The sequence below is a fragment of the Heliomarina baculiformis genome, assembly GCF_019966545.1.
GTDB lineage: Bacteria > Pseudomonadota > Alphaproteobacteria > Rhodobacterales > Rhodobacteraceae > Heliomarina > Heliomarina baculiformis.
Map to the genome: position 1 here is coordinate 301,182 of NZ_JAIMIC010000001.1, position 25,360 is coordinate 326,541.

Sequence of the window (25,360 nt, forward strand, 5' to 3'; positions counted from 1 at the left end):
GAGGCTGCGGGACGGACCGGGGGCTGCCTGCCCCCGGACCCCCGAGAGTATTTCGTGCAAGAGGAAAAGGCGGATCATGAACCGGTCCTACATGCGGAAGACGCCGAAACGCGTCTCTTCGATCGGGGCATTAAGTGTGGCCGACAGAGAAAGCGCGAGGACGTCGCGCGTCTTGCGTGGGTCGATGATGCCATCGTCCCAGAGGCGCGCGCTGGCATAGAGAGGATGCGATTGCCGGGCAAACATCTTGAGCGTGGGGCGCTTGAATTCTGTCTCTTCTGCCTCGGACCACGTTCCGCCTGAGCGTTCGATGGAATCGCGCCTGACGGTTGCGAGGACTCCGGCCGCCTGTTCGCCGCCCATGACCGAGATGCGCGAGTTCGGCCAGGTCCAGAGGAAGCGCGGGTCATAGGCCCGGCCACACATGCCGTAATTGCCGGCACCGTAGGAGCCCCCGACGAGCATCGTAATCTTTGGGACTTTTGTCGTTGCAACGGCGGTCACGAGTTTGGCACCGTGACGAGCGATGCCTTCGGCTTCGTATTTGCGTCCGACCATGAAGCCGGTGATGTTCTGCAGGAAGATCAGCGGGATGCCGCGCTGGCTACAAAGTTCGACGAAATGCGCGCCCTTGGCAGCGCTTTCCGAGAACAGGACACCGTTATTGGCGATGATGCCGATCGGGCAGCCACGGAGGTGGGCGAAACCGCAGACGAGGGTTTCTCCGAACCGGGCCTTGAATTCGTCAAAGCGGGAGCCGTCGACGATCCGGGCAATCACCTCGCGGATGTCATAGGGCGTGCGCAGGTCCTTGGGCACCACACCGAGAATTTCGTCGGGATCAAAGGCGGGTTCTTCGGAGGGTTGCCAAGCGACGCTGCTGATCTGTTTTCGGTTCAGGCCGCCAACGGCGCGCCGGGCCAGCGCAAGGGCGTGGGTATCATCTTCGGCGAGGTAATCCGCGACGCCGGACAGTCGCGTATGGATATCGCCGCCACCAAGGTCTTCGGCAGTGACGACCTCGCCGATTGCGGCTTTTACCAGCGGGGGACCGGCAAGGAAGATCGTGCCCTGTTCCTTGACGATGATCGTGACGTCGGACATGGCCGGAACATAGGCACCGCCCGCCGTGCAGGAGCCCATGACAACAGCAATCTGCGGAATGCCCTTTGCGCTCATGTTCGCCTGGTTGAAGAAGATCCGTCCGAAATGCTCTCGGTCGGGAAATACCTCGTCCTGGTTTGGCAGGTTGGCGCCGCCGGAATCGACAAGGTAAACACAAGGCAGGCAATTTGTTTCCGCTATTTCCTGGGCCCGCAGGTGTTTTTTTACGGACATCGGGTAATAGGTGCCGCCCTTTACCGTCGCGTCATTACAGACAACCATGATATCGCGACCATGAATACGCCCGATGCCGGCAATCAAGCCTGCCGCAGGGGCCGCACCGTCATACATGCCATGCGCCGCCGTTGCCCCGATTTCGAGAAAGGGAGAGCCCGCATCGAGAAGGTTCGCGACCCTCTCGCGCGGTGGCATTTTACCCCTGCTGACATGACGCTCCCGCGCTTTTTCGCCGCCGCCTTCTGCCGCTTTGGCGGCAGCTTCCCGGATCTCGGCCAGCGCCTCCAGATGGGCCGAGACATTGGCCTTGAAGTCATCGGAGGCAGGAAGGGCTTTCGATTGCAGTTTCATGTGATCTCCAGATCGATCCGATCGCTGGCGTCATGGCGCCGCTGTTTCGAGGAGCCGGAAAAGCCGACGCCCATTGCCGTTCAGGCCATCGCCGACATGAGTTCCCGGCCAACAAGCATGCGCCGGATTTCCGACGTGCCCGCCCCGATTTCCATGAGCTTGGCATCCCGGAAGATACGGGCGACCGGCGCGTCGTTTAGGAACCCTGCGCCCCCAAGGGCCTGAACCGCCTGATGGGCCTGTTTCATTGCTTCCTCGGAGGCATAGAGACAACAGGCCGCCGCATCCTGTCGGGTGACATCGCCGCGGTCGCAGGCCTTGGCGACCTCGTAAACATAGGCGCGGGCGGAGTTCATCGCCGTGTACATATCGGCGATTTTGCCCTGCATCAGCTGAAAGTTTCCGATTGGCTGGCCGAATTGCTTGCGGTCGACCATGTAAGGCATGATCTCATCCATACAGGCTGCCATGATCCCGGTTCCGATACCGGCTAGAACGACGCGTTCGTAGTCAAGACCGGACATCAATACCTTTACGCCCTTGCCCTCTTCCCCGAGCACGTTTTCAAACGGAACTTCGCAATCGTCGAAGATCAGCTCGGCCGTGTTCGACCCACGCATGCCCAGCTTGTCGAAATGCGGCGAGGTCGAGAACCCCTTGAAGCTTTTTTCAACGAGGAAGGCGGTTATGCCTTTGGTCCCCGCATCCGGGACCGTCTTGGCATAAACGACCAGCGTATCCGCGTCGGGGCCGTTGGTGATCCAGTATTTATTGCCGTTCAACCTGTAATGATCGTTGCGTTTTTCTGCGTGGAGCTTCATCGACACCACGTCCGATCCGGCGCCGGCCTCGCTCATCGCGAGCGCCCCGACATGTTCGCCGGAAACGAGTTTTGGCAGGTATTTTTCTTTTTGCTCCTGCGAACCGTTCAGCTTGATCTGGTTGACGCAGAGATTCGAATGCGCGCCATAGGACAACGAGACAGACGCGCTGGCGCGTGCGACTTCTTCCACGGCGACGGTATGTGCCAAGTAGGACATGCCCGCGCCGCCGAATTCCTCGGGCACCGTCACGCCCAGCATGCCGAGTTCGCCCATTTCGCGCCACAGCTCGGAAGGGAAATTGTTCGACCGGTCGATTTCGGCGGCCATCGGCTTTACCCGATCCTGCGCCCAGCGGTGCACCATTTCGCGCAGCGCGTTCACGTCCTCGCCAAGATCGAATTGCATAGCTGCTGTGAACATACGCCGCCTCCCCGGTTTATTGAACACTCGTTCATATCCTACGCTTCCGGTTTCCGCCGGTCAAGCAGAAGGAACAAGAGTGCCGTGGCGGCGTTGTCAGGAAAGATCGAAAGCTGAAAGGAATGAATCATGGCAACGGATCTCAAAGCCGACTTCTGGAAACGGATCGATAATGTACAGGCAGGCCTTCTGACCGCTAGCGGAGAGCGCCCCGTTCCAATGGCGCCGCAAGCCGACCCGGACGACAACGCAATCTGGTTCATTACCGCTGCGGGCACGGACCCCGAGAAAGCCGCCCATGGCGGCGCCGAAGCCGCGTTTTATGTGGCCGATCCCAAAGCAGACATTTATGCGAACGTGGAAGGTCGGCTGGAGATATCGAACGACAGCGAAAAGCTGGACGAGGTATGGAACGCCTTTGCCGCCGCGTGGTTTGAAGATGGCCGTGAAGACGAGGATGTTCGCCTGATCAAGTTTACCCCGCACAAGGCAGAAGTCTGGCTGACGGAAAGCTCTGCCGCGTTCCTCTATGAAGTCGCAAAAGCGAATTTAACGGATGACACGCCGGACGGCGGCGACCATGGTCAAATCACGTTTTGATTGAAATGAAAGTCTGACCGATGATGAATATCCGCGCCGTTTTCGCCGCCTTGCTGATCTGTGCCGGGCCCGTCCGGGCTGAGGAGGTCGGAGAAGTCGGCGTGGATTGGGTTGGCAATGACATCATGATCGAAGCCATTGCCGACCCCAAGGTCGAGGGTGTGACCTGCCACATCGCTTATTTCGACCGCGGGCTGTTCGACCGACTGTCCAAGGGGAACTGGTTCGAGGATCCCTCCAACGCGTCTATTTCTTGCAGGCAGACCGGACCGATAAAGATCGGAGACATCGACCGCGACGAGGACGGTGAAGACGTTTTTCGAACGTCCCGCTCGATTATTCTGAAATCCTTGCGCGTCAAACGGATCTTTGACGAAAAGAACCAGACGCTGATTTACCTTGCCCACGCGGCTGAACTGACCGACGGCTCCGCCAAGCTGTCGATGTCGACTGTCCCGCTTTACAACTCGGACTGAGGGCTCAGGCCAGTTCCGACAGGAATACCGTGCTTACCTCTGACCGGATGATCCGAGCGATGAGCGCACAGTCTTCCTCGCTGAATGTCAGCGGTACGCGCATGTCGAGTATTGCGGACAGGACGCGATCACTCTCCGGCATAGGCGCTGAAGGTGCATATCGCCAGCTATCATAGCGCGAGGTGAACGCCTTCGGCTCAGACGCACCGAACCATTTCAGCTCGACACCGCGCTGAGCGCACCCCGAAACAACGTCTTCGACCTTTTCCGCAGGCCAGTCTGACAAAAGAAACTGGATCGAGGAGCCCACAAAATGTTCTTCCGGGGGACGCTCGACGACGGTAAGGCCCGGCGTTTCGCGCAGACCCGCCTCAATGGTCCTGTAGCGCTCGTTCCAGCGTTGGACCTGTGCGGGCAGCGCCGCCAGTTGCGGGCGCAGAAGCGCCGACCTAAGGTTATCCATCCGTCCGGAAACATTCGGCGTTTCGTACTTGATTTGCGCGAATACTTCGGGCGCGGGCGCCGCCAGATGGCGTTCGTAGAGCATGTAGGACCCGGACAGGATGATGGCACGCGCGGCCAGTTCTTCGTCATCGGTAACGAGGAACCCGCCCTCACCCGAATTTATGTGTTTATACGTCTGGCAGGAATATGCTGCGGCTAGGCCGTGACGCCCGGATGGAACGTCGCGCCAATGCGCCCCCATTGTATGAGCGCAATCTTCGATCACGACGATACCGTTTCCTTCGCAGATCGCCATCAGCCGGTCCATGTCACAGATATGGCCACGCATATGCGACAAAAGCAGGTAATCCCCCTGATCCGCCTTGGCCTCAAGGTCGGCAAGATCGATTGTAAGGCTCTCGGACACGCCAACGAATACCGGCACAGCCCCCAGCGAAGCGATCGCGCCGGGCACAGGCGCCAGCGTGAAGGTGTTTGTCAGCACCCTGTCGCCCGGCTTGACACCAGCCGCTCGGAGCGCGGTCGCCATGGCGTAGCCCCCCGAAGCAACGGCCACGCAATACTTGGCACCAGTGAATGCCGCGAACTCCTGCTCCAAAAGCGCTGTCTCGCCAAGCTCGCCATCGGCAACGTTGTATCGATGTAACCTCCCGCTTTGCATGATGCGGACGGCGGCCGCTATGGCCGCTTCGAGGATCGGTTCCTGCTGGGTAAAACTACCCCTGAAAATCTCTTTCATGCCTCTTTCTGCGCTTGGGCCAAACCTGCGTCAAGTGACCTTGCAGGGTTGGTCGGGAACCGCATCGCGAAGGCACGAATTTAGCTCACTTCTATGTCGTTGCTTGATCAGCATCCCCGTTGCGTCCGATCAAATTTCCTACCACGTCGGCAAGGTCGGCAAAGTCGTGGAGCAGCGCTTCGGGTTCCAGCGCAGCCATGTCATCGCCCGCCGGACCAAAGGTCACGAGAACCGAGGGGACCCCGGCGGCGCGCGCCGTATTCCGGTCCGTGTCGCTATCTCCGATCAGAACGCAAAGTGCCGGATCGCCCCCTGCCCGCCGTGCCGCTTCGCGCAGGGGCTCCGGATCGGGTTTGCGCACCGGCAGCGTGTCGGCACCGACCATCGAGGCGAATACATCACGCACACCTAAACTCTGCAACAGCTTCTCAGCCAGAGCTTCGGGCTTGTTCGTACAGATGCCGACCCCATACCCAAGTCTGCGCAGAGTTTCGACTGCATCCATCGCACCGGGATAAAGGGTTGTGTGGCTGGCGATGTCCTGATCATAGGCTTCCAGCAGGATCGGGTAATACTGATCGACCGTAGCCGCATCGAAAAGTGTAAGCCGGTCCAGCCCTTCGCTCAGCATACGGCGGCCGCCCCGCAAGGCAATCGCGGCATCCTTGACCGGATCAAGTATGTCTCCCAGCCCCATTTCGCGAAAACAATAATTGGCCGAGGCGATCAAATCGCGCGACGTATCGGCAAGCGTTCCATCAAGGTCGAAAATGACCGTCCGCATGAAATCCCCTTCTGTCGGCGTGAATCCGCCTCTCCCTGTTGCAACGTGCAACCTAGATTGATCCCGGCGCGGCTTGCGCCGCGCTAATCAGCGGATAAAACGGTCGGAATCGAAATACAAAGAGAAAACACCCATGGACACCGCACTTGTCATCCTGGCCGCCGGAAAAGGGACGCGGATGAACTCAGACTTGCCAAAAGTGCTGCATCCGATTGCACAGGCCCCGATGCTGGCCCATGCGATGCGCGCAGGGGCGGCGATTGACCCGGCGCGGACAGTCATCGTGGCGGGCCATGGCGCGGATCAGGTCCGCGCGGCGGTGGAAGAGATCGACGAAGAGGCGGTTGTGGTACTTCAGCATGAGCAGAATGGCACCGCACACGCGGTGGACCAGGCGCGCGACGCGCTGGCCGGGTTTTCCGGCGATATCATGGTTCTTTACGGCGATACGCCGTTCATCACGGCCCAGACGCTAGGCGCCATGACAGAGGCGCGCGAACATCATGACCTCGTCGTTCTGGGCTTTGACACCGCTGATATTACGGCCCGATACGGCAGGCTTATCCTCGATGATGAAACGCTCCTGAGGATCGTTGAATATAAGGATGCCACGGATCAAGAGCGCGCCATAAGCCTTTGCAATAGCGGCCTATTGGTTTGCAATTCGGATACCCTTTTCGAGCTGATCGCCGAAGTCGGCAATGAAAATGCCTCGGGAGAATACTACCTGACGGATGTTGTCGAACATGCGAACGTACGGGGCTTGAGCGTTACGGCTGTCAAATGTGATGAGGCAGAAACCCTTGGTGTGAATTCCCGCGCGGATCTGGCCGCCGCCGACGCGGTTTTCCAGACGCGGGCGCGTAATGCCTTGCTCGAAGATGGGGTAACCCTGCTTGCACCTGAAACGGTCTACCTTGCTTATGACACTGTCATCGGTCGCGACAGTGTTATCGAGCCGAATGTTGTCTTTGGCCCCGACGTGACAATCGAATCCGGCGTCACGATCCGCGCTTTCTCGCACCTCGAAGGTTGCCACGTCAGCCGTGGGGCAACCATAGGCCCGTTTGCACGGCTCCGCCCCGGCGCGGAACTTGCCGAGAACACTCACATCGGCAACTTTGTCGAAATCAAGCAGGCAAACATTGCCGAGGGCGCCAAGATCAACCATCTGAGCTATATCGGCGATGCCGATATAGGCGAGAAAACAAATATCGGCGCAGGTACGATCACCTGCAACTACGACGGCGTGATGAAGCATCGCACCGTAATCGGCGCGAACGCATTTATCGGTTCGGACACGATGCTGGTCGCACCAGTGACGCTGGGCGACGGTGCAATGACAGCGTCCGGTTCGGTCATAACAAAAGACGTCGAGGCAGAGGCAATGGCGGTCGCTCGCGCCCGTCAGGTGAATAAACCGGGATTTGCGCGTAAATTGTTCGAAATACTAAAGGCGCGTAAAGCTCAGCAGGGAAAAGGGTAAAAAAATGTGCGGAATTGTTGGCGTTCTCGGCAAGCACGAAGCCGCCCCGATCCTCGTGGAGGCCCTGAAACGCCTTGAATATCGAGGATATGACAGTGCCGGTATCGCCACGGTGAATGACGGTGTGCTTGACCGTCGCCGTGCTGTCGGAAAGCTCGTCAATCTGTCCGATCTTCTGGTTCACGAGCCGCTGACAGGTAAGTCCGGCATTGGTCACACCCGCTGGGCTACCCATGGCGCGCCAACAGTTACGAACGCCCACCCCCATCAGGCTGGCAAAGTCGCGGTTGTCCATAACGGCATCATCGAGAACTTTCGCGAATTACGCAGTGAACTGGCCGAAGCCGGGGTGAAATTCGTCACCGAAACGGACACCGAAACCGTCGCGCTACTTGCCGAGCAATATATGCGCAGCGGTGACAGTCCGACTGATGCCGTTTTCAAAACGCTTGACCGGCTGCAGGGTGCGTTTGCGCTCGCCTTTCTGTTCGAAGGTCAGGACGATCTTATCATCGCCGCGCGCAAAGGATCCCCGCTCGCTATTGGGCATGGTGACGGAGAGATGTTCGTGGGCTCGGACGCTATCGCTCTCTCGCCATTGACCGATCGGATCACCTATCTCGAAGAAGGTGACCGTGCCGTGGTGACCCGGAATTCGCTGCAAATCTACGACTTGAATGGCGCAGAGGTCGAACGCGACATTCAGGAAATCCAGATTGCTTCCGCCCGCATCGACAAGGCGGGGCACAAGCATTTCATGGCAAAGGAAATCTCTGAACAACCGCATGTTATCGCCGAAGCACTGGGGCACTATCTGCCCGCTGGCGGAGGATCGGTCGAACTGCCGGACCCCAGCATCGATTTTTCCAAGATCCAGCGGATGACGATGGTCGGCTGCGGTACAGCCTATTACGCCTGCCTCACGGCAAAGTATTGGTTCGAGCAACTCGCGCGCCTCCCCGTCGAGGTCGATATCGCCTCGGAATTCCGTTATCGCGAACCGCCGGTAACCGATGGCACGCTTGCTTTGTTTGTCAGCCAGTCCGGTGAAACCGCCGATACGCTCGCCGCGCTGCGTTACGTTTCCGGCAAGGCAGACAAAATCGTTTCGGTCGTCAACGTGCCGCAGAGTTCAATCGCGCGCGAAAGCGATCTCGTGCTGCCCATTCATGCTGGGGTGGAAATCGGCGTGGCCTCGACCAAGGCGTTCACCTGCCAGCTTACTGTTTTGTTGATGCTGGCACTGAAGGCCGCAGCAGACCGTGGGACGCTAAGCGAGGATGAACTGGCCGATCACGTGGCCGCTTTGCGCGGACTTCCCGCCGTGCTTGGCTCGGCGCTTGATGAAAGCGAAAACATCAGGCGCGCTGCGCAGCAATTGAGCGAAGCGCGTGATGTCCTGTTCCTCGGGCGCGGGCCGATGTACCCTCTTGCTTTGGAAGGCGCTCTGAAACTAAAGGAAATCAGCTACATCCACGCCGAAGCTTATGCCTCCGGAGAATTGAAACACGGCCCGATTGCGCTGATCGACAAGCATATGCCTGTCGTGGTCATGGCCCCTTGCGACGCGCTTTTCGACAAGACCGTTTCGAACATGCAGGAAGTCATGGCGCGCAAGGGACAGGTCGTGCTGATTTCCGACGGTGACGGTATTGCCGAAGCGAGCGATGGTGTTTGGCTGTCGATCAGGATGCCGAAAATTGCACCTGCACTTGCACCAATTCTCTATGCCATCCCGGCCCAATTGCTCGCCTATCACACGGCGGTGGCCAAAGGCACAGACGTGGACCAGCCCCGGAACCTGGCGAAATCCGTGACCGTAGAGTGAACGATGGCCAAGCAATTCCCTGCACTTACCGAAGATCATCGTAGATTCATCAAAGATCAGCACATGTTCTTTTCCGGTTCAGCCGGGCCGAGCGGACGAGTCAATATTTCGCCCAAGGGCACGGATTCATTACGCATCATGGGTAAGAACCGCATATTGTGGATGAACCTTACAGGGTCCGGCAATGAAACGGCGGGTCACCTCAAACAGGATCCGCGGAGGACGCTCATGTGGTGTTCCTTTACGGGCCGTCCCCTCATCCTTCGCTGCTATGGCACCGCAGAGACCTATCACCCAAGAGATGAAGGATGGGACAGCCGCGCCGCTGAATTTCCCGCCCACCGCAGTGCGCGACAAATCTACGACATGACCGTAGACATGGTGCAAACCTCTTGCGGTTATGCCGTGCCGTTCATGGATTTCGTACGGGACCGGGAAACCATGCAATCCTGGGTCGACGGAAAATCCGATGAAGACCTGCGCCAATACTGGCGCGACAAAAACACCAGAACGCTGGACGGGCACGAAACCGGTATCCCGGTTTGATCACTCACCACCCTCTTGCTTGAAAGCGTCCAGAGCGCGCCGATCTTTCTTGGTCGGCCTCTCCCCAACCCGTTCGACAGGCTTGGCTCGTTCCTCGGGTTCGGTAAGATCTTCGTAGAGTGTCTGGGCTTCGGGCGCTGGCCCGCGTCTGTTCCCAATTGCAACTACACGAACGACCCGGACGCGCGCTCCTTGAGTAAAGGTCAGCACATCTTCGGGAGAAACCACCTGCGATGCTTTAGTAACACGCGTGCCATTCAGCCTGAGATTGCCGCTGCCGACTTCCTTCGTCGCCAGCGACCTCGTTTTGAAAAATCGGGCATACCAGAGCCACTTATCAACGCGCAGTTTTTCCGACGCGTCGCTCATGGCGATTACTTCTTGTCCTTAAGCCCCATTAGAGCGGCGGCAAAAGGATTATCCGGGTCTATCTTCTTTTCGTTCTTCGGCGGACGGGCGGAGTAATTGCCACCGGACTGGGGTTTGCCTTTACCCTGCGGTTTCTTCCCGCGCGGCTTGCCTTTACCCTGCGGCGCCTTGCCTGCCCCTGCCCCTCTCGGGCCTTTGGAACGTGCGTTCTGATTGGGCGTCCGGCCCCAGGTGAAGGTAAAGTAGACTTCGGTTTCGGGACCGGCGATCTCTGCATCTGCCGCCGTTCCGGGCGCAACCTCGGTTTCTGACATCTCCGGAATTTCAGCCGGAACTTCGGGCTCTTCGGCCTTTTCCTCGGCGATCGGCGCAACGCCGTCTGCGGGAATGTCTGCGGTTTCTTCGACAATATCTGCCGGCGCCGGTGTTTCCGGTGCTTCGACGACGCCGCCAGCCGGCGCATCATCGCCGCGATCCATAACGGGCGTGTCTTCAGATACCGTTTCGTCTTCTGTTCCGGTGCCTGCGGGTGCTTCTACCGGATCCGGCATGACCTTATCAGCCGGTTTCACCTTTTCCCGCTCGCCCCGTTCTGCGCGGTAACCAAGACCACCCATGAGATCGGCGAACTGTTCCAGCGTCATGCCAGTAATCGACAGCATGTCGGGTTTCGCTTCAAAACCTGCGCGGCTGTTTTCAGCCCGCAGCATGTCGGCAAGACGTTCCAGCATATCGATCCGGATCGCCCGTTCGCCTGCTTCGCGGTAACCGCACATGGTATGATACCCTTCGGGCGCATCCTTGACCGCCGGCACGGTGACCAGCCCCGGTGGCGGCGCTTCGGGAAATTCCTGCAGGTTCTTCGCCAGCGACCAGAGGACAAGCCGAAGGCGTGTCGGCGCGGGTTTGAGCAGCAGCGGCATGAAAATAGTGAACTGACCAAACCGCATGCCGTGCTTGCGCAGCGCGGCCCGTGCATCCTGATCAAGGTCTTTCACTTCCTGCGCCACTTCGGACCGGGGCAGAATGCCGTAGGCTTCGACCATGCGGAACGCAAAGCCCCGTGCGAGGCCGTTCAGAGTTTCATCACGCTGGAGGTTCAGCAGCGGCTCGAACAGCGCAGCGATCTTGCGGTCAATGAAATGCTGAAGGCGGCGCTCGACCTTCTGGATGACTTCCGGTCCGGCAACGTCATCAACAAAGACTTCGATACGCGGCTTCAGAGGCTCAGATCCGGCGACCAGTTTGCCGATGGCACTGTCGCCCCACATAAGGCCACCCTGCTCGGTAAAGTCGATCTCGGTATCGGGGGCATTGTAAAACCGGTCAGCCCGCAGATGGAATTGCGGCGCAAGCGCCTGAAGCGACGCCGATTTCAGCGCCTTTTCTTCTGCACCTGCCGCGCCCTTGTCAGCACGGAAACGGAAACCCTCAAGACGTCCGACAAATTCGCCCTCGACGGTCACATCACCTTTTTCGTTCACCTCGGCCAAAAGGGCCTCCTTTTGTTTGAGCCGGCGCAGAAGTACAGACGTACGCCGGTCCACAAATCTTTGCGTCAAACGCTCATGCAGAGCATCCGACACCCTATCTTCTACAGCGCGTGTCTGAGCGCGCCAATGGCTTTCGTCCCGCGTCCAGCCTTTGCGTTGAGCCACATAAGTCCATGTGCGAATAAATGCCAGACGTTTGCTTAACGCATCGATATCCCCATCGGTTCGATCGATACGTTTGATTTGTCGCGCGATCCAATCATCAGGCACCTGACCGTTCTGATGCAGGTGGTTAAAGATGACCTCAAGCAAGGCGGCGTGTTCGGCATGGCTGATGCCACGGAAATCCGGGATACGGCAGACGTCCCAGAGCAGACGAACGGAGACGGCATCGCTGGCGCGGGCCGCGACCTCGGCGCTGGCAGACAAGGTACGCAGCGCTACCAGATCGTCCGCATCGCGCGCCTTGACGAGATTCTCGTTATCAGGCGAGGCTTCAAGCGACCGGATCAGCGCGTCGCAGGAGCCGAATTGTAGACCCGGGTTGCGCCAGTTTAGCTTTTTCAGAGGCGTGAAACGATGTTCCATGATCGCCTGCGCGACACCGTCATCTAGCGGACGCGCCTCGCCGGTGACGCCGAATGTCCCGTGCGACATGCCCCGCCCTGCCCGGCCCGCAATCTGCGCCAGTTCGTTCGGCGCCAGCGGGCGCATGCGGCGACCATCGAATTTGGTCAGCGAGGAAAATGCCACGTGATCGATATCAAGGTTCAGCCCCATCCCGATCGCATCCGTCGCGACGAGATAATCGACTTCGCCGTTTTGATACAGCGCGACCTGCGCGTTCCTCGTTCGCGGGCTAAGCGCCCCCATCACGACGGCGGCACCGCCTTTCTGACGACGGATCAGTTCGGCAATGGCGTAGACGTTGTCGACGGAGAACCCCACGATGGCACTGCGCGGCGGCATCCGGCTGACCTTTTTCGCGCCGGAATAGACCAGTTGAGACATGCGTTCACGCTGGACGAAACGTGCCTCGGGCACCAATTCGGCAATCGGCCCCCGCATTGTGTCCGACCCAAGGAAAAGGGTCTCATGCAGCCCCCGTGACCGCAGGAGACGGTCGGTAAAAACATGCCCCCGTTCGGGGTCGGCACATAGCTGAATTTCGTCGACCGCAAGGAAATCACACCCCATGCCTTCTGGCATAGCCTCGACCGTACAGACCCAATATTGCGTGCGCGGGGGGACGATACGCTCTTCGCCGGTGACAAGCGCCACGACAGACGGCCCGCGGATCGCCACGATACGGTCGTAAACCTCACGCGCAAGCAGGCGAAGCGGCAGTCCGATCACCCCGGTACGGTGGCCCAGCATACGTTCGATAGCGTAATGTGTCTTGCCGGTATTCGTGGGGCCAAGGACGGCCACGACCCGTGATGATCCTGTCACCATCTGCTTCCTGACATTGAAGTGAATGGATCGCTCTTAGAGAGACGTACCTTCGATACGTCCCTGTAACCGCTCCACCGCGGCAGCAACAGGTTCGCTGTGCGGATTTATCGCCAGGGCACGCACATAGGCATCATAGGCGCGCTGGGGGTAATCAAAGGTTTCCAACATTGCCCCCAATCCGTAGATCGCATCGTAGTTATTCGGGTTCAGCGCCAGCGCCCGTTCGATATCCGCCATGGCAGGCCCGAACAATTCCTTGGCAAAGTAGGCCGACGCACGCGCATGATACCCTTCGGCGAATTCCGGCGCATGATCGGTCAGGGCTGTCAGGTGTTCGATCGCCGCATCCACATCTTCCTGTTCCAGTGCTTCGCGACCACGCTTGAGCAGCAGATCCATCGCCGGAGAGCCGCTCTTGCTCCAGAGCGCCTGAAGCTGCCGGTCAAGGCGTTTTGCTTCGGTCGAATCGGCCTTTTTCAGCTCTTCGAGAAGCGCCGCTTCATCTGTTAAATCAGCGGTTTGACTACTCAAAGGTAAGGAATACATGACTAGAGCGAAAGCTGCCGCCACGGTACGTTTGAGATTGGGATGATGAATGCTCATAACAGGTCACAGTGTAACGTGGCGCGCGGCGAAGGCCAGAGACAAGCGTGTCAATTTTTCAACGAGAGGTAAAATATGAGCGAGTTTATGGAGCAGGCGACGGCGGAACTGAACGCCAAGATGGCGGCAGCTGATTTCGACGGCACTGCAAAACTGAATATTTCCGACATGGGCACCATCATGCTGGACGGCACTGGCGCACGGATCGGCGATGAAGAGGCCGACGTGACGCTGACTGCCGATTCCGACACATTCAAATCGATTTTCGAGGGCGACATGAACCCCACGAGCGCCTTCATGACCGGCAAACTGGCTGTCGATGGCGATATGGGCATGGCGATGAAACTGGCATCGGTGCTGGGCTGATGACACTTGCGCAGGCTCCCTTCTTTGCAGAACTCGCAGACGGTCCCGATGGCGGGGCCGCCTATTGGTGCACTGCCGAGGACGGGGTTCGCCTGCGCGTTGGCTATTGGCCGTGTGAAAATGCGCGGGGGACGGTTCTTTTGTTCCCCGGGCGCACGGAATTCGTCGAGAAATACGGACGTACCGCCGGTGAATTCGCCGAACGTGGTTATGCGACCCTCGCGATCGACTGGCGCGGTCAGGGAATGGCAGACCGGTTGATCGAAGATCGGCGTGTCGGCCATGTCATCGAATTCACCGACTACCAGCGCGATGTACGTGCAGCCCTGAAAGTTGCCGAGGCGCTGGGAGCGCCTAAAGGCTGGCATCTTCTTGGTCATTCGATGGGCGGTGCCATTGGCTTGCGCGCGGCGCTTGAGGGCCTGCCGGTCGAAACCTGCAGTTTCACCGGGCCGATGTGGGGCATCTATATGTCCACGCTTGTTCGTCCTTTCGGCTGGGCACTGCCGCGTATGGCAAACCTCGTCGGCATGGGGACCCGCCTGCCCCCCAGCACCCGCTATGAGAGCTATGTACTGGTCAATCAGTTCGAAGACAACGTGCTGACACGCGACAGCGAGACCTATGAATTCATGCGCAATCAGCTGGTCGACAAGCCGGAACTCGCACTTGGCGGACCAAGCATGATCTGGCTGCGCGAAGGTCTGGAAGAATGCAAATACCTTGCGCGGCAAGCTTCGCCCGATATGCCCTGTCTGACCTTCATCGGTGACAATGAACGTATCATCGACACGGTTGCCGTTCATGACCGGATGCGGCGGTGGCCGAACGGCACGCTGGATGTCGTCCCGAATGCCGAGCACGAGGTCCTGATGGAACGCCCCGAAACCCGCAAACGGATCATGGAGATGCTCCAGGCGCATTTCGACGGCGCATTCGATCACGGCCAGAACAAGGCGCACTGCGCCTAGATCTCCGGGATTGCTCTGCACATGCGGCGACCTAGGTTTGGCGCATGAGCAAGTCGCAAGTTCTTACTTTCACGGATCGCGGGATCTATTGCCCCGCCGGGGATTTCTATATCGATCCCTGGCGACCGGTTGACCGGGCGCTGATCACCCATGGTCACGCGGATCATGCGCGCGACGGTCACAACCGATACCTCGCCACGCAAGCCGCCGCCCCGATCCTGAAACATCGCCTCGGCGGCATTCGGCTCGAAACGATATGCTACGGGGAAACCCGCAACATTGACGGGGCCAAGGTATCTTTTCATCCCGCAGGTCACGTCCCGGGTTCAGCACAGATACGCGTCGAGGTGGACGGCGAGATCTGGGTCGTTTCTGGTGATTACAAGCTCGAACCCGACGGGCTGAGCGAGCCTTTTGAACCCGTCAAGTGCCACAGCTTTGTGACCGAAAGCACCTTTGGCCTGCCGATATTTCATTGGCAGGCGCAGGAAGAGGTCGCGGTTCAGATCAATGATTGGTGGCGCCACGCGATAGCCAACGGGATTACTCCGATGCTGGGCGCCTACTCCCTTGGCAAGGCACAACGCCTTTTGTCGCTGCTTGATTCGGACATAGGCCCTATTCTCAGCCACGGTGCGGTTGAAAACACCACGGCAATCCTGCGCGAACAGGGCTACACGCTACCCGACACGATTCTGGTCCAGCCCGACACGAAGGGCGCGGAATATCCCGACGCGCTTGTCATCGCGCCTCCCGGCGCACTTGGCAGCACATGGGCGCGGCGGTTTGGCAAGGTATCTACAGGATTTGCCAGCGGCTGGATGCAGATGCGCGGTGTGCGCCGTCGCCGTTCGGTGGACCGAGGCTTTGTCATCTCGGATCACGCCGACTGGGACGGGCTTAACCGCGCGGTGACCGAGACCGGCGCCGAGAATGTCTTTGTCACGCATGGCTACACAGACATCTTCGCGCGCTGGCTAAAGGATCGCGGCCTGAACGCAGGTATCGTCAGCACCGAATACGAAGGCGAAGCGGCAGAAGGCGCAGAGGCCGAATGAAACGCTTCGCAAGGCTATTCAGGGAAATAGACGGCAGCACCAAAACAACGGTGAAGGTGGCGGCCCTCGCATCCTATTTTCAGGAAGCTCCGGATGACGACAGGTTGTGGACGATAGCTCTCTTTTCCGGCCGCCGACCGAAGCGGGCGATCACGACCACCCGTCTCAGGGAGTGGGCTGCGGAAAAAGCGGGTTTACCGCTCTGGCTTCTCGAAGAATGTTACCCGGTGGTCGGGGATCTGGCGGAAACCATCGCGCTATTACTACCGGAACCGGATGCGGCGCTCGACCTCAGCCTGACGGAATGGATCAATAGGCTGCGCGATCTGGCGCAACAGCCCGAAGAAACGCGCAAAACCATCATTCTCGACGCCTGGGACAAGCTGGACACGACCGAGCGGTTTCTGTTCAATAAGCTGATAACTGGCGGTTTCCGCATTGGCGTCAGCCAGAAACTAATGACCCGCGCCCTGTCACAGGCAACCGGCAAACCCGAGCCCGAACTTGCGCATCGCCTCATGGGCAACTGGACCCCGGACGACACGAGCTGGCATGACCTGATCGAATCCGAAGACGGCTCGACCGACAACTCCCGGCCCTACCCGTTCTATCTTGCTTACGCACTGGAAGACGAGCCCGACGCGCTGGGATCGCCCGAGGACTGGCATGCGGAATGGAAGTGGGATGGCATTCGCGGCCAGCTGATCCTGCGCGGCGGCGAGCAATATCTATGGTCACGCGGCGAAGAACTGATCACCGACACCTTCCCCGAGTTTTCCCGCGCCAAGGATTTTGTGCCCGAAGGCACGGTATTGGACGGCGAAATTCTCGTCTGGAATGATGGACCCGAACCATTCAACGCCCTGCAGAAAAGGCTCGGTCGGAAATCGGTCTCGCGCAAAATGCTCAGTGAGTTACCCGTAGTGCTTTATGCCTACGATCTGATTGAATTCGCGGGCGAAGACATGCGCCAGCGGCCGCTTGAGGATCGCCGTGCGAAACTGGCCACGATCTTTGATCAGCTGCCGGAGGAAGCGCCCCTTCGCCTTTCCCCGCGACTGCCATTTGCCGCGTGGGACGAGCTTGGCGAAATCCGTGAAACGGCCCGGGACAACCGGGCCGAAGGCCTCATGCTCAAGCGCAACGACAGTCCCTATCTGGCTGGCCGTAAAAAAGGCGACTGGTGGAAATGGAAACTCGCCCCGCTGACCATCGACGCGGTGATGATCTATGCGCAATCGGGAAGCGGACGTCGGGCCAATCTTTTCACCGATTTCACCTTTGCGGTCTGGAACGGCGATGATCTCGTGCCGTTCACGAAAGCCTATTCCGGGCTGAGCGATGAAGAATTCCGCAAAATTACCGCCTGGGTCCGCAAGAATACGCAGGAGCGTTTCGGTCCCGTGCGACAGGTGACACCCGAGCATGTCTTTGAAATCGCTTTCGAAGGCATCCACGCCAGTCCGCGCCACAAGTCCGGCGTCGCATTGCGCTTTCCGCGTATCTCCCGATGGCGTCAGGACAAACCCCTGCAAGAAGCGAATACGCTCGATGACCTCAAGGAAATGCTTGCCATTTACGGTTAACCCTTTCCTTCTATTTAACCCCAAGCCACGCGCCATTGTTATCCGATCCGGTGGCGACTAGATGTTGGACGAACGATGAAAGAGGATTCAGATGTTTCAGCTGCCCTTCCCTGTCCGTGATGCAAATGCCGCCGGTGGTGACAAGAACCTTGGCGACCTGCCCGAATGGGATCTGACCGATCTTTACAGCGACGCCGACGCGCCGGAACTCAAGCGTGATCTCGACTGGCTCGAGCAGGCCTGCGCGTCTTTCGCGACGGATTACGAAGGCAAGCTGGCCGAACTGGATGCCAAGGGCATGCTCGACTGCGTGCTGCGCAATGAGCGTATCAACGCCGTGGCCGGTCGTGTCATGTCCTTTGCAGGTCTGCGCTATTACCAGCTCACGACCGACGCGAGCCGAGCCAAGTTCCTGTCGGACATGCAGGAAAAGATCACCAATTTCACGACGCCGCTGGTGTTCTTCACGCTCGAATTGAACCGTCTTGACGACGGTCACCTCGACAAGCTCTTTGCTGAAAATCAGGACCTCGCGCGCTACAAGCCGGTCTTTGACCGCATCCGCTCGATGAAGCCCTATCAGCTGAGCGACGAGCTGGAAAAATTCCTGCACGATCTCGGCGTGGTCGGCGATGCATGGGAGCGGCTCTTCGACGAAACCATCGCCGGTCTCGAATTCATGGTCGATGGCGAACCGCTTAACATCGAAGGCACCCTGAACCTGCTGACCGACCAGAACCGTGACAAGCGCGAAGCCGCCGCACGCGAGCTGGCCGATGTCTTTGCCGACAACATCAAGACCTTTGCCCGCCTCCACAACACGCAGGCCAAAGAAAAAGAGGTTCTGGACCGCTGGCGTGGCATGCCCACCCCGCAAACCGGTCGGCACCTCTCCAACCATGTCGAACCCGAGGTGGTCGAGGCGCTGCGCACTGCCGTGGTCAACGCCTATCCGAAACTCAGCCACCGCTATTACGAGCTGAAGCGTAAATGGCTGGGTCTCGACAAGATGCAGGTGTGGGACAGAAACGCCCCGCTGCCGATGCAGACCGAACGCACGGTGACGTGGAGCGAGGCCGAAGAAATGGTCATGTCCGCCTATAACGCTTTCGATCCGCGCATGGGCGAGATTGCCGAGCCGTTCTTTCGCAAGGGCTGGATCGATGCGGGTGTAAAACCCGGCAAAGCACCCGGGGCCTTTGCCCATCCGACCGTGACCGAGGTTCATCCCTACGTGATGCTGAACTACCTCGGCAAACCGCGAGATGTGATGACGCTGGCCCATGAACTGGGTCATGGCGTCCATCAGGTTCTGGCCGCTGGTCAGGGCGAGATGCTGTCTTCAACACCTCTGACGCTTGCAGAGACAGCTTCGGTCTTTGGTGAGATGCTGACCTTCCGTAAGATGCTGGACAACGCCAAGACGAATGCCGAGCGCAAGGTCATGCTGGCTGGCAAGGTCGAGGACATGATCAACACGGTCGTGCGCCAGATCGCCTTCTACGATTTCGAATGTAAACTGCATGACGCCCGCCGCAGCGGAGAACTGGTGCCCGAAGACATCAATGCCCTCTGGATGAGCGTGCAGGGTGAAAGCCTTGGGCCAGCGTTCGAGTTCATGGACGGCTACGAAACCTTCTGGTGCTACGTGCCGCATTTTGTCCACTCGCCGTTCTACGTCTATGCCTACGCCTTTGGCGACGGTCTCGTGAATGCGCTCTACTCTGTCTATGCGGAAGGCAACGAAGGCTTCGAAGAAAAGTATTTCGACATGCTTCGCGCGGGCGGCTCCAAGCATCATAAAGAGCTTCTAGCCCCCTTCGGTCTCGATGCCTCGGATCCGAAATTCTGGGACAAGGGACTCGACATGATCTCGGGCTTCATCGACGAACTGGAAGCGATGGAAGACTGAAAATGCAGATCTCGTTCGGCCCGATTGGGCCGGGCGACTATCACAAGGTCGCCCATATCGCGGTCGCACCGGAACAGGTGCGTTTTTCCGGCACGGTCGAAGACGCTTTTGCCTCGCCCAGCCCCACGCTTGATTTCTACGCCATCGAGCTCGATGGAAACCCGGTGGGGTTCTTCAAGATCGACCTCGATTACCGGCGCGAGCACGATTTTGCCCTACCGGGCGAACTGGGACTGCGCACGGTCATGCTTGAAACCGCTCAGCAGGGAAAAGGCGTTGCCAGCCAAAGTTTGCGTGCCCTGCCCGCGTTTCTGAAAAAGCACTATCCCGAGGCCACCAGTCTCGCCCTCACGGTCAATACGGCCAATGCGGGCGCGATCAGGTGCTACATCTCCAGCGGTTTTAGCGACACGGGTGAACTTTACCTCGGCGGTGATCAAGGACCGCAGCATGTCATGCGGTTGGCGCTGACCTAACGCAGCTGGCTGTCCTTGCTGCCGCGCCGATTGATACCGCCTCGCGCCTTGTAAGAGCCATCGCGTTCCTGCTGGCAGTCGATGCACAGCTTCACGCCCGGCAAAGCGATACGACGCTTTTCCGGGATGGGTTCTTCGCATTCGGCGCAATGGGTCAGGCTTTCGCCCGACGGCCCGCGCCGCGATTTCATCCGCGCCAGTTCGTCGTTGATAGAATCTTCGATCTGTTCGCTTACAGCGCCATCGCGCGCCCATCCGCCTGCCATGACCAATCCTCCTGAGAATTGAATGTAAGGCTGACCTTGGATCTTTCCAATACCGTCAGTCCGCACCGGCCTTGGCATACACGGCATCAATCAGCGATTGCGTTGCCTGCGCGTCTTCCAATGACCACGCAAAGGGTTTGCCTTCGGCCACCGATCGGCAAAAGGCCTCGACCTGTAGCACGTAGTGATTGACTCCCGGGAACCGTTCGACGGTAACAACCTTATCACCATGATGCAGTTCGACCTGAGCCTCGTCAAACACGCCCGCATTAAAAGGCGCGCTTAGCCGGATCACCCCCGCTTCGCCCACGAAACTCATCATCTGCGCCGGGTGCATCCGCATCGAATTCACCCAGCTTGCCGAGAATGTCTCAAACCGCGCTTCTACCCGCGCCAGCGTATCGACACCGTTCTCGTAATCGAGATCCGCGTGGGTGATCGTGGTGATTTCCTCACCTGTGGCGAACCTGGTGGATCCATAGGTATAGACGCCGATATCAGGTATCGCTCCACCGCCCGTTTCAGGCGTATTTCGGATGTTCCCGGGCTGATCGGCGTTGTTGTAGCTGAACAAGCCCTGCACATGCACCAGCTTGCCAATGGCTCCGTCCACAATCAGCGCTCTTGTGCGCTGCCACTGTGGATGATGCGCAATCATAAAAGCCTCGGTTGCGAGCAGCCCGGTCCGGTCACGCATCACAATCAGGGCATCAATTTCGGCCGCTTTCATCGCGACCGGTTTTTCACTCAACACGTGCTTGCCCGCCTGCAAAGCCTTCATGGTCCATTCGACATGGAGCGTGTTTGGCAAGGGAATATAGACCGCGTCGATGTCCGAGTCTTCAAGCAATTCCTCGTAAGACCGATGTATGCGCAGGTCCGGGAAATACGCCTGAAAAGCCGATGCCTTATCGCTGGATGACGTCGCCAGAGCGGTTAGACGCGCTCCTTTGGCCGAATGAATTGCCGGCGCCATCTGCGCCAGCGCGAAGGCCGATCCGCCAAGTATTCCCCAGTTCAATGCCATCGCAGCGCTCCATCATTTTACTTGCCGCATAGAGTGAAGCATTTCCCCCCGCGTAACCATTGCCTTTTTCCCAATTCCCAATAGCCTGAGAAAAAAGTTGGGGTGATGTTCGCATGCGCAGTGTTGGGAAATGGCTGGGAAGAATTCTCCTGGTTCTCGTGGTGGCAGTTATTGCGCTGCTCTACTTTGGTCCGGGATATGTCGAGCGGTCGCGAAACTCGGTCATCGAACACGATCCCTACCCGGTCAGCCCAGAGGCCCGCGCGCTTCACGACACTCTGATCGTCGGGGACTGGCACGCGGATAGCCTTTTGTGGAACCGCGACTTGCTTGCCCATGGCAGCTATGGGCAGGTCGATATCCCCCGCCTTCTCGAAGGCGGAGTCGCGATACAGGCTTTCACGGCCGTCACGAAAAGTCCCTCCGGTCAGAACTACGACAGCAACTCTGCCGAAGCTGCCGATAACATCACGCCCTTGGCGATTGCCCAGCTCTGGCCCATTCGGACTTGGGACAGCCTTTTGCAAAGGGCGCTGTACCAGGCTCAAAAGCTTCGCGAATTCGAAAACCGTGCACCGGACCTGCTGAAAATCATCCGCACGCGTAAAGACCTTGAAACGATGCTCGACCTGCGCGAACGCGGCGTCATCATGGTCGGCGGTATCTTGGGGATCGAGGGCGCTCATCCACTCGAAGGCAAGCTTGAGAACCTGGATGCCATTCAGGCGGCCGGCTACCGTATCGTCGGCCTTCAGCATTTCTTTGACAACGAATTGGGAGGCTCATTGCACGGCGAGAGCGATACTGGACTGACCGAATTCGGCCGCTCCGTCGTTGCCGAAGTTGAAAAGCGGAACATGATCCTCGACCTTGCGCATTCAAGCCCACAGGTTGCGCGCGATGTATTGGCAATCACCGACATGCCGCTTGTCGTCAGTCATTCGGGGATACACGGGTTTTGCCCGGCCAAGCGCAACTTTCCCGACGACCTGATGCAAGAGATCGCTGCAACCGGCGGCGTCATCGGCATGGGCTACTGGGCCGAAGTGGCCTGTGGCCGCATCGACCCGGCTGGTATCGCCGCGATGATCGTAAAAGCCATTGAAACCGTCGGCGAAGATCATGTCTCGCTTGGCTCCGATTTCGACGGTTCGGTCGAGACCGCTTTTGACACATCCGAACTGCCGGCCCTGACGAGTGCGCTGCTCGACGCCGGTTTGAACCAGACACAGATCGCCAAGGTCATGGGGGAAAACATGCTGCGCGTCCTGCGGGAACGACTTCCCGCAGAATAATTCGCCGCTCAGGTCTTGGTATCGTCTGTCTCAAGTGCCGGAGGACGAAACGCAAAACGCGCGAGCAGTGCAAGGTAGGCAAGCTCGGTCGCCAATACGACCAGCCAGGGCCAGGTAAAGAACGCCGCAACGAACGCGATCAGCGCTACCATCAGATAGGCCGCCTTGTCGCGGGAAATGCGAAACATCTTCAGCGATGGTGTCGGCACACGCGAAATCATCATCAGCCCGACCGCACAAAGCCAGAAGCCGGTGAACAGGGTAAGGCCCGTGCTCTTCATCTCGGGAAAGATACGCGACAGAACCAGCGGCATCAGAACAAGAAGCGCCCCGCCCGGCGCAGGCACTCCGGAAAAAGTCTTGCGCGGCGTGCCCGGCGCGGCTGCCCGGGACATCACGTTGTACCTAGCCAGACGCAGCGCACAGCAGATGCCAAAGATAAGAACAGCGATCCAGCCGACACTACGGCTCTCCTGCAGCGCCCAGAGATATAGCAACACCCCCGGTGCGACCCCGAAGTTCAGAAAATCCGCAAGGCTGTCCAGCTCGGCACCAATCGCGCTTTCGCTGCTCAAAAGCCTAGCCATCATACCGTCAAGACCGTCCAGCACGGCCGCCAGAACGATCAGCGACATCGACAGGACAACATCCCCGTCAAACGCCGCCCGCATGGATGTCATACCGGCACAGATCGCACCCAGCGTCATCAGGTTCGGCAGCAGATACAGCGGTCCGATGGCACGGTTCCTTTTGGCGGGTTTGTCGGTCAGATTCTCTTCGGTCAAACTATTCGCTCCGTGCCTGTCGCGCAGATTCATCGACAGTCAGATCGGCCAGAACCGTTTCTCCTGCCACCATGGTTTGCCCCAGCGCGACCAGCGGCGACACCCCTTCCGGCAGGTAAACGTCAAGACGCGAGCCGAACCGGATCAGACCGAAACGCTCACCGGTCTGAAGAAATTCGCCTTCGCTGACAAATGGTACGATCCGCCTTGCCACAAGCCCTGCGATCTGCACCACCGGCAAAACACGCCCGTCGTCGAGACGCAGCAACAGGCTGTTGCGTTCATTGTCTTCGCTGGCCTTATCCAGCGATGCATTCAGAAACTTGCCGGGCCTATAGGCCATTTTTTCGAGCGTCGAGGCAATCGGCGTACGGTTCACATGGCAGTTGAATACAGACATGAAAACGCTGACCCGCATCAAAGGCGTATCGTCGAGTCCAAGTTCCGCCGGCGGGACGGCCGGCTCGATCAACGAAACGATCCCATCGGCCGGTGAAACGATCAGGCCATCACGGACTGGCACGCTGCGGTTCGGGTCGCGGAAAAAATAGTAGCACCAGACCGTGAAACCAACGCCAATCCAGCCCAGCGGCTCCCACATTAGGAACAGCGCGAACGTGATCGCCGCGAAAATCGCCACGAAGCGTCGCCCTTCCGGGTGCATCGGCTTGATGAATGTTTCGTGCATTTTCACGGATGGTGTTCCTTTCCTTCGGGTGCCCCTAGCTACAGTTCACTTAGAACGGGATCAACGGATATCGATGTCACAATAAAGAAAGGGCCGGCGACATTGCCGCCAGCCCTTCCATAATTCGATTGATGCCTTGGCTTATGCCTTGGTCAACATGCCTTTTTCACGGGCAAGGTCGCGCATTTCCTTTTGCAGCTTTTCGAACGCCCGCACCTCGATCTGGCGAATGCGCTCACGACTCACACCATATTCAGCGGACAGATCTTCTAGCGTCACGTTTTCCTCGGCCAGACGGCGCTGAGTCAGAATGTCCTTCTCACGATCATTCAGAACACTCATCGCCTGAGCGAGCAGCTCACGGCGCGCGACGAGTTCATCGCGTTCCTCGTAATCCGTGGCTTGATTGGCGTCTTCGTCTTCAAGCCAGTCCTGCCACTCCATCGTGCCTTCGCCCTCAGAGCCGACAGTCGCGTTCAGCGACGCGTCGCCACCCGACATGCGCCGGTTCATCGAGATAACTTCATCCTCGGTCACGCCAAGATCGGTCGCGATCTGCTTTACGTTGTCGGGGTGCAGGTCACCCTCTTCAAGCGCGCCGATACGGGCCTTCGCCTTGCGAAGATTGAAGAAAAGCTTCTTCTGCGCCGAGGTTGTGCCCAGTTTCACAAGGCTCCACGACCGTAGGATGTATTCCTGTATCGATGCCCGGATCCACCACATCGCATAGGTTGCGAGACGGAAACCGCGTTCCGGGTCAAACCGTTTGACAGCCTGCATCAGACCAACATTGGCCTCGGAAATGACTTCGGCCTGGGGCAAGCCATAGCCGCGGTAGCCCATCGCGATTTTTGCCGCGAGCCGCAAGTGCGACGTCACCATCTTGTGCGCAGCCTCGGTGTCCTGCTCTTCGACCCAACGCTTGGCAAGCATGTACTCTTCTTCAGGCTCGAGAAGCGGAAACTTTCTTATTTCCTGCATGTACCGGTTCAGACCGCCTTCGGGGGTCGGGGCCGGGAGATTTGCATAATTAGCCATGAGATTAGTCCCCCTTGCTTATGTTTATTCTCTTAACATCCCATATGGGTGGCCCGCCTAGGCGGTTCAAGAGACAGGCAACATATGTACCTTAATTTCGGGTAAACACACC

General features: G+C 58.6%; 24 protein-coding genes. 12 read left to right on the forward strand and 12 right to left on the reverse strand.

Features of this window, described 5'->3' with window-relative positions:
- Positions 1 to 87 precede the first annotated feature (87 nt).
- Together MF268_RS01460 and MF268_RS01465 are read right to left on the reverse strand one after the other, a co-directional pair.
- Positions 88 to 1,692, reverse strand: a complete 1,605-nt coding sequence (locus tag MF268_RS01460; protein WP_238369131.1) for a carboxyl transferase domain-containing protein — start codon at positions 1,690 to 1,692, stop codon at positions 88 to 90.
- An 80-nt stretch (positions 1,693 to 1,772) separates the two neighbouring features.
- On the reverse strand, positions 1,773 to 2,936 hold the full coding sequence (locus MF268_RS01465; protein WP_238369132.1) for an isovaleryl-CoA dehydrogenase: 1,164 nt from the start codon (positions 2,934 to 2,936) through the stop codon (positions 1,773 to 1,775).
- A gap of 129 nt (positions 2,937 to 3,065) precedes the next feature.
- Here MF268_RS01465 and MF268_RS01470 point away from each other — a divergent pair, with 129 nt between their 5' ends.
- Complete coding sequence (locus MF268_RS01470) at positions 3,066 to 3,536, forward strand: pyridoxamine 5'-phosphate oxidase family protein (protein ID WP_238369133.1); 471 nt, start codon at positions 3,066 to 3,068, stop codon at positions 3,534 to 3,536.
- Between the two features lie 23 nt (positions 3,537 to 3,559).
- A complete protein-coding gene (locus MF268_RS01475; protein ID WP_238369535.1) occupies positions 3,560 to 4,012 on the forward strand; it encodes a CreA family protein in 453 nt (150 codons plus the stop codon).
- A gap of 4 nt (positions 4,013 to 4,016) precedes the next feature.
- Here MF268_RS01475 and MF268_RS01480 read toward each other — a convergent pair whose 3' ends face one another.
- Both MF268_RS01480 and MF268_RS01485 read right to left on the reverse strand, forming a co-directional pair.
- Entirely contained in the window at positions 4,017 to 5,216 is a 1,200-nt protein-coding gene (locus MF268_RS01480; protein ID WP_238369134.1) for a DegT/DnrJ/EryC1/StrS family aminotransferase, read from the reverse strand.
- A gap of 91 nt (positions 5,217 to 5,307) precedes the next feature.
- Entirely contained in the window at positions 5,308 to 6,000 is a 693-nt protein-coding gene (locus MF268_RS01485) for an HAD-IA family hydrolase (protein ID WP_238369135.1), read from the reverse strand.
- A 133-nt stretch (positions 6,001 to 6,133) separates the two neighbouring features.
- Here MF268_RS01485 and glmU point away from each other — a divergent pair, with 133 nt between their 5' ends.
- Genes glmU through MF268_RS01500 form a run of 3 tightly spaced genes read left to right on the forward strand, consistent with a single transcriptional unit; the run spans position 6,134 to position 9,860 of the window.
- Positions 6,134 to 7,486 carry a bifunctional UDP-N-acetylglucosamine diphosphorylase/glucosamine-1-phosphate N-acetyltransferase GlmU gene (glmU, locus tag MF268_RS01490; RefSeq protein WP_238369136.1) on the forward strand — a complete coding sequence of 451 codons (1,353 nt, stop codon included), beginning with the start codon at positions 6,134 to 6,136 and terminating at the stop codon, positions 7,484 to 7,486.
- A gap of 4 nt (positions 7,487 to 7,490) precedes the next feature.
- A complete protein-coding gene (gene glmS, locus MF268_RS01495; protein WP_238369137.1) occupies positions 7,491 to 9,314 on the forward strand; it encodes a glutamine--fructose-6-phosphate transaminase (isomerizing) in 1,824 nt (607 codons plus the stop codon).
- Positions 9,315 to 9,317: 3 nt separating this feature from the next.
- The gene (locus MF268_RS01500) at positions 9,318 to 9,860 is read left to right on the forward strand and encodes a pyridoxamine 5'-phosphate oxidase family protein (RefSeq protein WP_238369138.1); all 543 of its coding nucleotides are present in this window, start codon (positions 9,318 to 9,320) and stop codon (positions 9,858 to 9,860) included.
- On the opposite strand, the gene MF268_RS01505 is transcribed toward MF268_RS01500, so the two are convergent.
- The 3 genes from MF268_RS01505 to MF268_RS01515 are packed head-to-tail and all read right to left on the reverse strand — an operon-like array spanning position 9,861 to position 13,780.
- A complete protein-coding gene (locus MF268_RS01505; RefSeq protein WP_238369139.1) occupies positions 9,861 to 10,229 on the reverse strand; it encodes an RNA-binding S4 domain-containing protein in 369 nt (122 codons plus the stop codon).
- A gap of 5 nt (positions 10,230 to 10,234) precedes the next feature.
- Positions 10,235 to 13,174, reverse strand: coding sequence for a helicase-related protein (locus MF268_RS01510; protein ID WP_238369140.1), 2,940 nt, complete (start codon positions 13,172 to 13,174; stop codon positions 10,235 to 10,237).
- A gap of 36 nt (positions 13,175 to 13,210) precedes the next feature.
- On the reverse strand, positions 13,211 to 13,780 hold the full coding sequence (locus MF268_RS01515; RefSeq protein ID WP_238369141.1) for a tetratricopeptide repeat protein: 570 nt from the start codon (positions 13,778 to 13,780) through the stop codon (positions 13,211 to 13,213).
- Positions 13,781 to 13,855: 75 nt separating this feature from the next.
- On the opposite strand from MF268_RS01515, the gene MF268_RS01520 reads away from it, so the two are divergent.
- The 6 genes from MF268_RS01520 (at position 13,856) to MF268_RS01545 (ending at position 20,149) form a co-directional block, all read left to right on the forward strand.
- A complete protein-coding gene (locus MF268_RS01520) occupies positions 13,856 to 14,146 on the forward strand; it encodes an SCP2 sterol-binding domain-containing protein (RefSeq protein ID WP_238369142.1) in 291 nt (96 codons plus the stop codon).
- Positions 14,146 to 15,117 (forward strand): alpha/beta hydrolase, encoded by a 972-nt coding sequence (locus MF268_RS01525; RefSeq protein WP_238369143.1) that lies wholly within the window; start codon positions 14,146 to 14,148, stop codon positions 15,115 to 15,117. Before MF268_RS01520 ends, MF268_RS01525 begins: the two co-directional genes overlap by 1 nt.
- A 44-nt stretch (positions 15,118 to 15,161) precedes the next feature.
- Positions 15,162 to 16,175: a ligase-associated DNA damage response exonuclease gene (locus MF268_RS01530; RefSeq protein WP_238369144.1), complete on the forward strand. Its 1,014-nt coding sequence runs from the start codon at positions 15,162 to 15,164 to the stop codon at positions 16,173 to 16,175.
- Positions 16,172 to 17,761, forward strand: coding sequence for an ATP-dependent DNA ligase (locus MF268_RS01535; RefSeq protein WP_238369145.1), 1,590 nt, complete (start codon positions 16,172 to 16,174; stop codon positions 17,759 to 17,761). The genes MF268_RS01530 and MF268_RS01535 overlap by 4 nt, the downstream gene beginning before the upstream one ends.
- Positions 17,762 to 17,852: 91 nt before the next feature.
- Positions 17,853 to 19,673, forward strand: coding sequence for a M3 family oligoendopeptidase (locus tag MF268_RS01540; protein ID WP_238369146.1), 1,821 nt, complete (start codon positions 17,853 to 17,855; stop codon positions 19,671 to 19,673).
- Positions 19,674 to 19,675: 2 nt separating this feature from the next.
- The gene (locus MF268_RS01545) at positions 19,676 to 20,149 is read left to right on the forward strand and encodes a GNAT family N-acetyltransferase (RefSeq protein WP_238369147.1); all 474 of its coding nucleotides are present in this window, start codon (positions 19,676 to 19,678) and stop codon (positions 20,147 to 20,149) included.
- On the opposite strand, the gene MF268_RS01550 is transcribed toward MF268_RS01545, so the two are convergent.
- A complete protein-coding gene (locus tag MF268_RS01550) occupies positions 20,146 to 20,415 on the reverse strand; it encodes a DksA/TraR family C4-type zinc finger protein (RefSeq protein WP_238369148.1) in 270 nt (89 codons plus the stop codon). The two genes, MF268_RS01545 and MF268_RS01550, sit on opposite strands and share 4 nt — an antisense overlap.
- A gap of 55 nt (positions 20,416 to 20,470) precedes the next feature.
- Positions 20,471 to 21,442 (reverse strand): Gfo/Idh/MocA family protein, encoded by a 972-nt coding sequence (locus tag MF268_RS01555; protein WP_238369149.1) that lies wholly within the window; start codon positions 21,440 to 21,442, stop codon positions 20,471 to 20,473.
- Between the two features lie 113 nt (positions 21,443 to 21,555).
- Here MF268_RS01555 and MF268_RS01560 point away from each other — a divergent pair, with 113 nt between their 5' ends.
- Positions 21,556 to 22,737, forward strand: a complete 1,182-nt coding sequence (locus tag MF268_RS01560; protein WP_238369150.1) for a dipeptidase — start codon at positions 21,556 to 21,558, stop codon at positions 22,735 to 22,737.
- An 8-nt stretch (positions 22,738 to 22,745) separates the two neighbouring features.
- Here MF268_RS01560 and pssA read toward each other — a convergent pair whose 3' ends face one another.
- From pssA to rpoH, 3 genes are all read right to left on the reverse strand, one after another.
- Entirely contained in the window at positions 22,746 to 23,522 is a 777-nt protein-coding gene (pssA, locus tag MF268_RS01565; RefSeq protein WP_238369151.1) for a CDP-diacylglycerol--serine O-phosphatidyltransferase, read from the reverse strand.
- 1 nt (position 23,523) lies between these two features.
- Positions 23,524 to 24,216 carry a phosphatidylserine decarboxylase gene (locus MF268_RS01570; RefSeq protein ID WP_238369152.1) on the reverse strand — a complete coding sequence of 231 codons (693 nt, stop codon included), beginning with the start codon at positions 24,214 to 24,216 and terminating at the stop codon, positions 23,524 to 23,526.
- A 135-nt stretch (positions 24,217 to 24,351) separates the two neighbouring features.
- The gene (gene rpoH / locus MF268_RS01575) at positions 24,352 to 25,248 is read right to left on the reverse strand and encodes an RNA polymerase sigma factor RpoH (protein ID WP_238369153.1); all 897 of its coding nucleotides are present in this window, start codon (positions 25,246 to 25,248) and stop codon (positions 24,352 to 24,354) included.
- Positions 25,249 to 25,360: the final 112 nt, after the last annotated feature.

Coding starts and splice junctions, on each gene's coding strand:
- MF268_RS01460 (WP_238369131.1), bottom strand. CDS start 1,692: ATGAAACTGCAATCGAAAGCCCTTCCTGCCTCCGATGACTTCAAGGCC.
- MF268_RS01465 (WP_238369132.1), bottom strand. CDS start 2,936: ATGTTCACAGCAGCTATGCAATTCGATCTTGGCGAGGACGTGAACGCG.
- MF268_RS01470 (WP_238369133.1), top strand. CDS start 3,066: ATGGCAACGGATCTCAAAGCCGACTTCTGGAAACGGATCGATAATGTA.
- MF268_RS01475 (WP_238369535.1), top strand. CDS start 3,560: ATGAATATCCGCGCCGTTTTCGCCGCCTTGCTGATCTGTGCCGGGCCC.
- MF268_RS01480 (WP_238369134.1), bottom strand. CDS start 5,216: ATGAAAGAGATTTTCAGGGGTAGTTTTACCCAGCAGGAACCGATCCTC.
- MF268_RS01485 (WP_238369135.1), bottom strand. CDS start 6,000: ATGCGGACGGTCATTTTCGACCTTGATGGAACGCTTGCCGATACGTCG.
- glmU (WP_238369136.1), top strand. CDS start 6,134: ATGGACACCGCACTTGTCATCCTGGCCGCCGGAAAAGGGACGCGGATG.
- glmS (WP_238369137.1), top strand. CDS start 7,491: ATGTGCGGAATTGTTGGCGTTCTCGGCAAGCACGAAGCCGCCCCGATC.
- MF268_RS01500 (WP_238369138.1), top strand. CDS start 9,318: ATGGCCAAGCAATTCCCTGCACTTACCGAAGATCATCGTAGATTCATC.
- MF268_RS01505 (WP_238369139.1), bottom strand. CDS start 10,229: ATGAGCGACGCGTCGGAAAAACTGCGCGTTGATAAGTGGCTCTGGTAT.
- MF268_RS01515 (WP_238369141.1), bottom strand. CDS start 13,780: ATGAGCATTCATCATCCCAATCTCAAACGTACCGTGGCGGCAGCTTTC.
- MF268_RS01520 (WP_238369142.1), top strand. CDS start 13,856: ATGAGCGAGTTTATGGAGCAGGCGACGGCGGAACTGAACGCCAAGATG.
- MF268_RS01525 (WP_238369143.1), top strand. CDS start 14,146: ATGACACTTGCGCAGGCTCCCTTCTTTGCAGAACTCGCAGACGGTCCC.
- MF268_RS01530 (WP_238369144.1), top strand. CDS start 15,162: ATGAGCAAGTCGCAAGTTCTTACTTTCACGGATCGCGGGATCTATTGC.
- MF268_RS01535 (WP_238369145.1), top strand. CDS start 16,172: ATGAAACGCTTCGCAAGGCTATTCAGGGAAATAGACGGCAGCACCAAA.
- MF268_RS01540 (WP_238369146.1), top strand. CDS start 17,853: ATGTTTCAGCTGCCCTTCCCTGTCCGTGATGCAAATGCCGCCGGTGGT.
- MF268_RS01545 (WP_238369147.1), top strand. CDS start 19,676: ATGCAGATCTCGTTCGGCCCGATTGGGCCGGGCGACTATCACAAGGTC.
- MF268_RS01550 (WP_238369148.1), bottom strand. CDS start 20,415: ATGGCAGGCGGATGGGCGCGCGATGGCGCTGTAAGCGAACAGATCGAA.
- MF268_RS01555 (WP_238369149.1), bottom strand. CDS start 21,442: ATGGCATTGAACTGGGGAATACTTGGCGGATCGGCCTTCGCGCTGGCG.
- MF268_RS01560 (WP_238369150.1), top strand. CDS start 21,556: ATGCGCAGTGTTGGGAAATGGCTGGGAAGAATTCTCCTGGTTCTCGTG.
- rpoH (WP_238369153.1), bottom strand. CDS start 25,248: ATGGCTAATTATGCAAATCTCCCGGCCCCGACCCCCGAAGGCGGTCTG.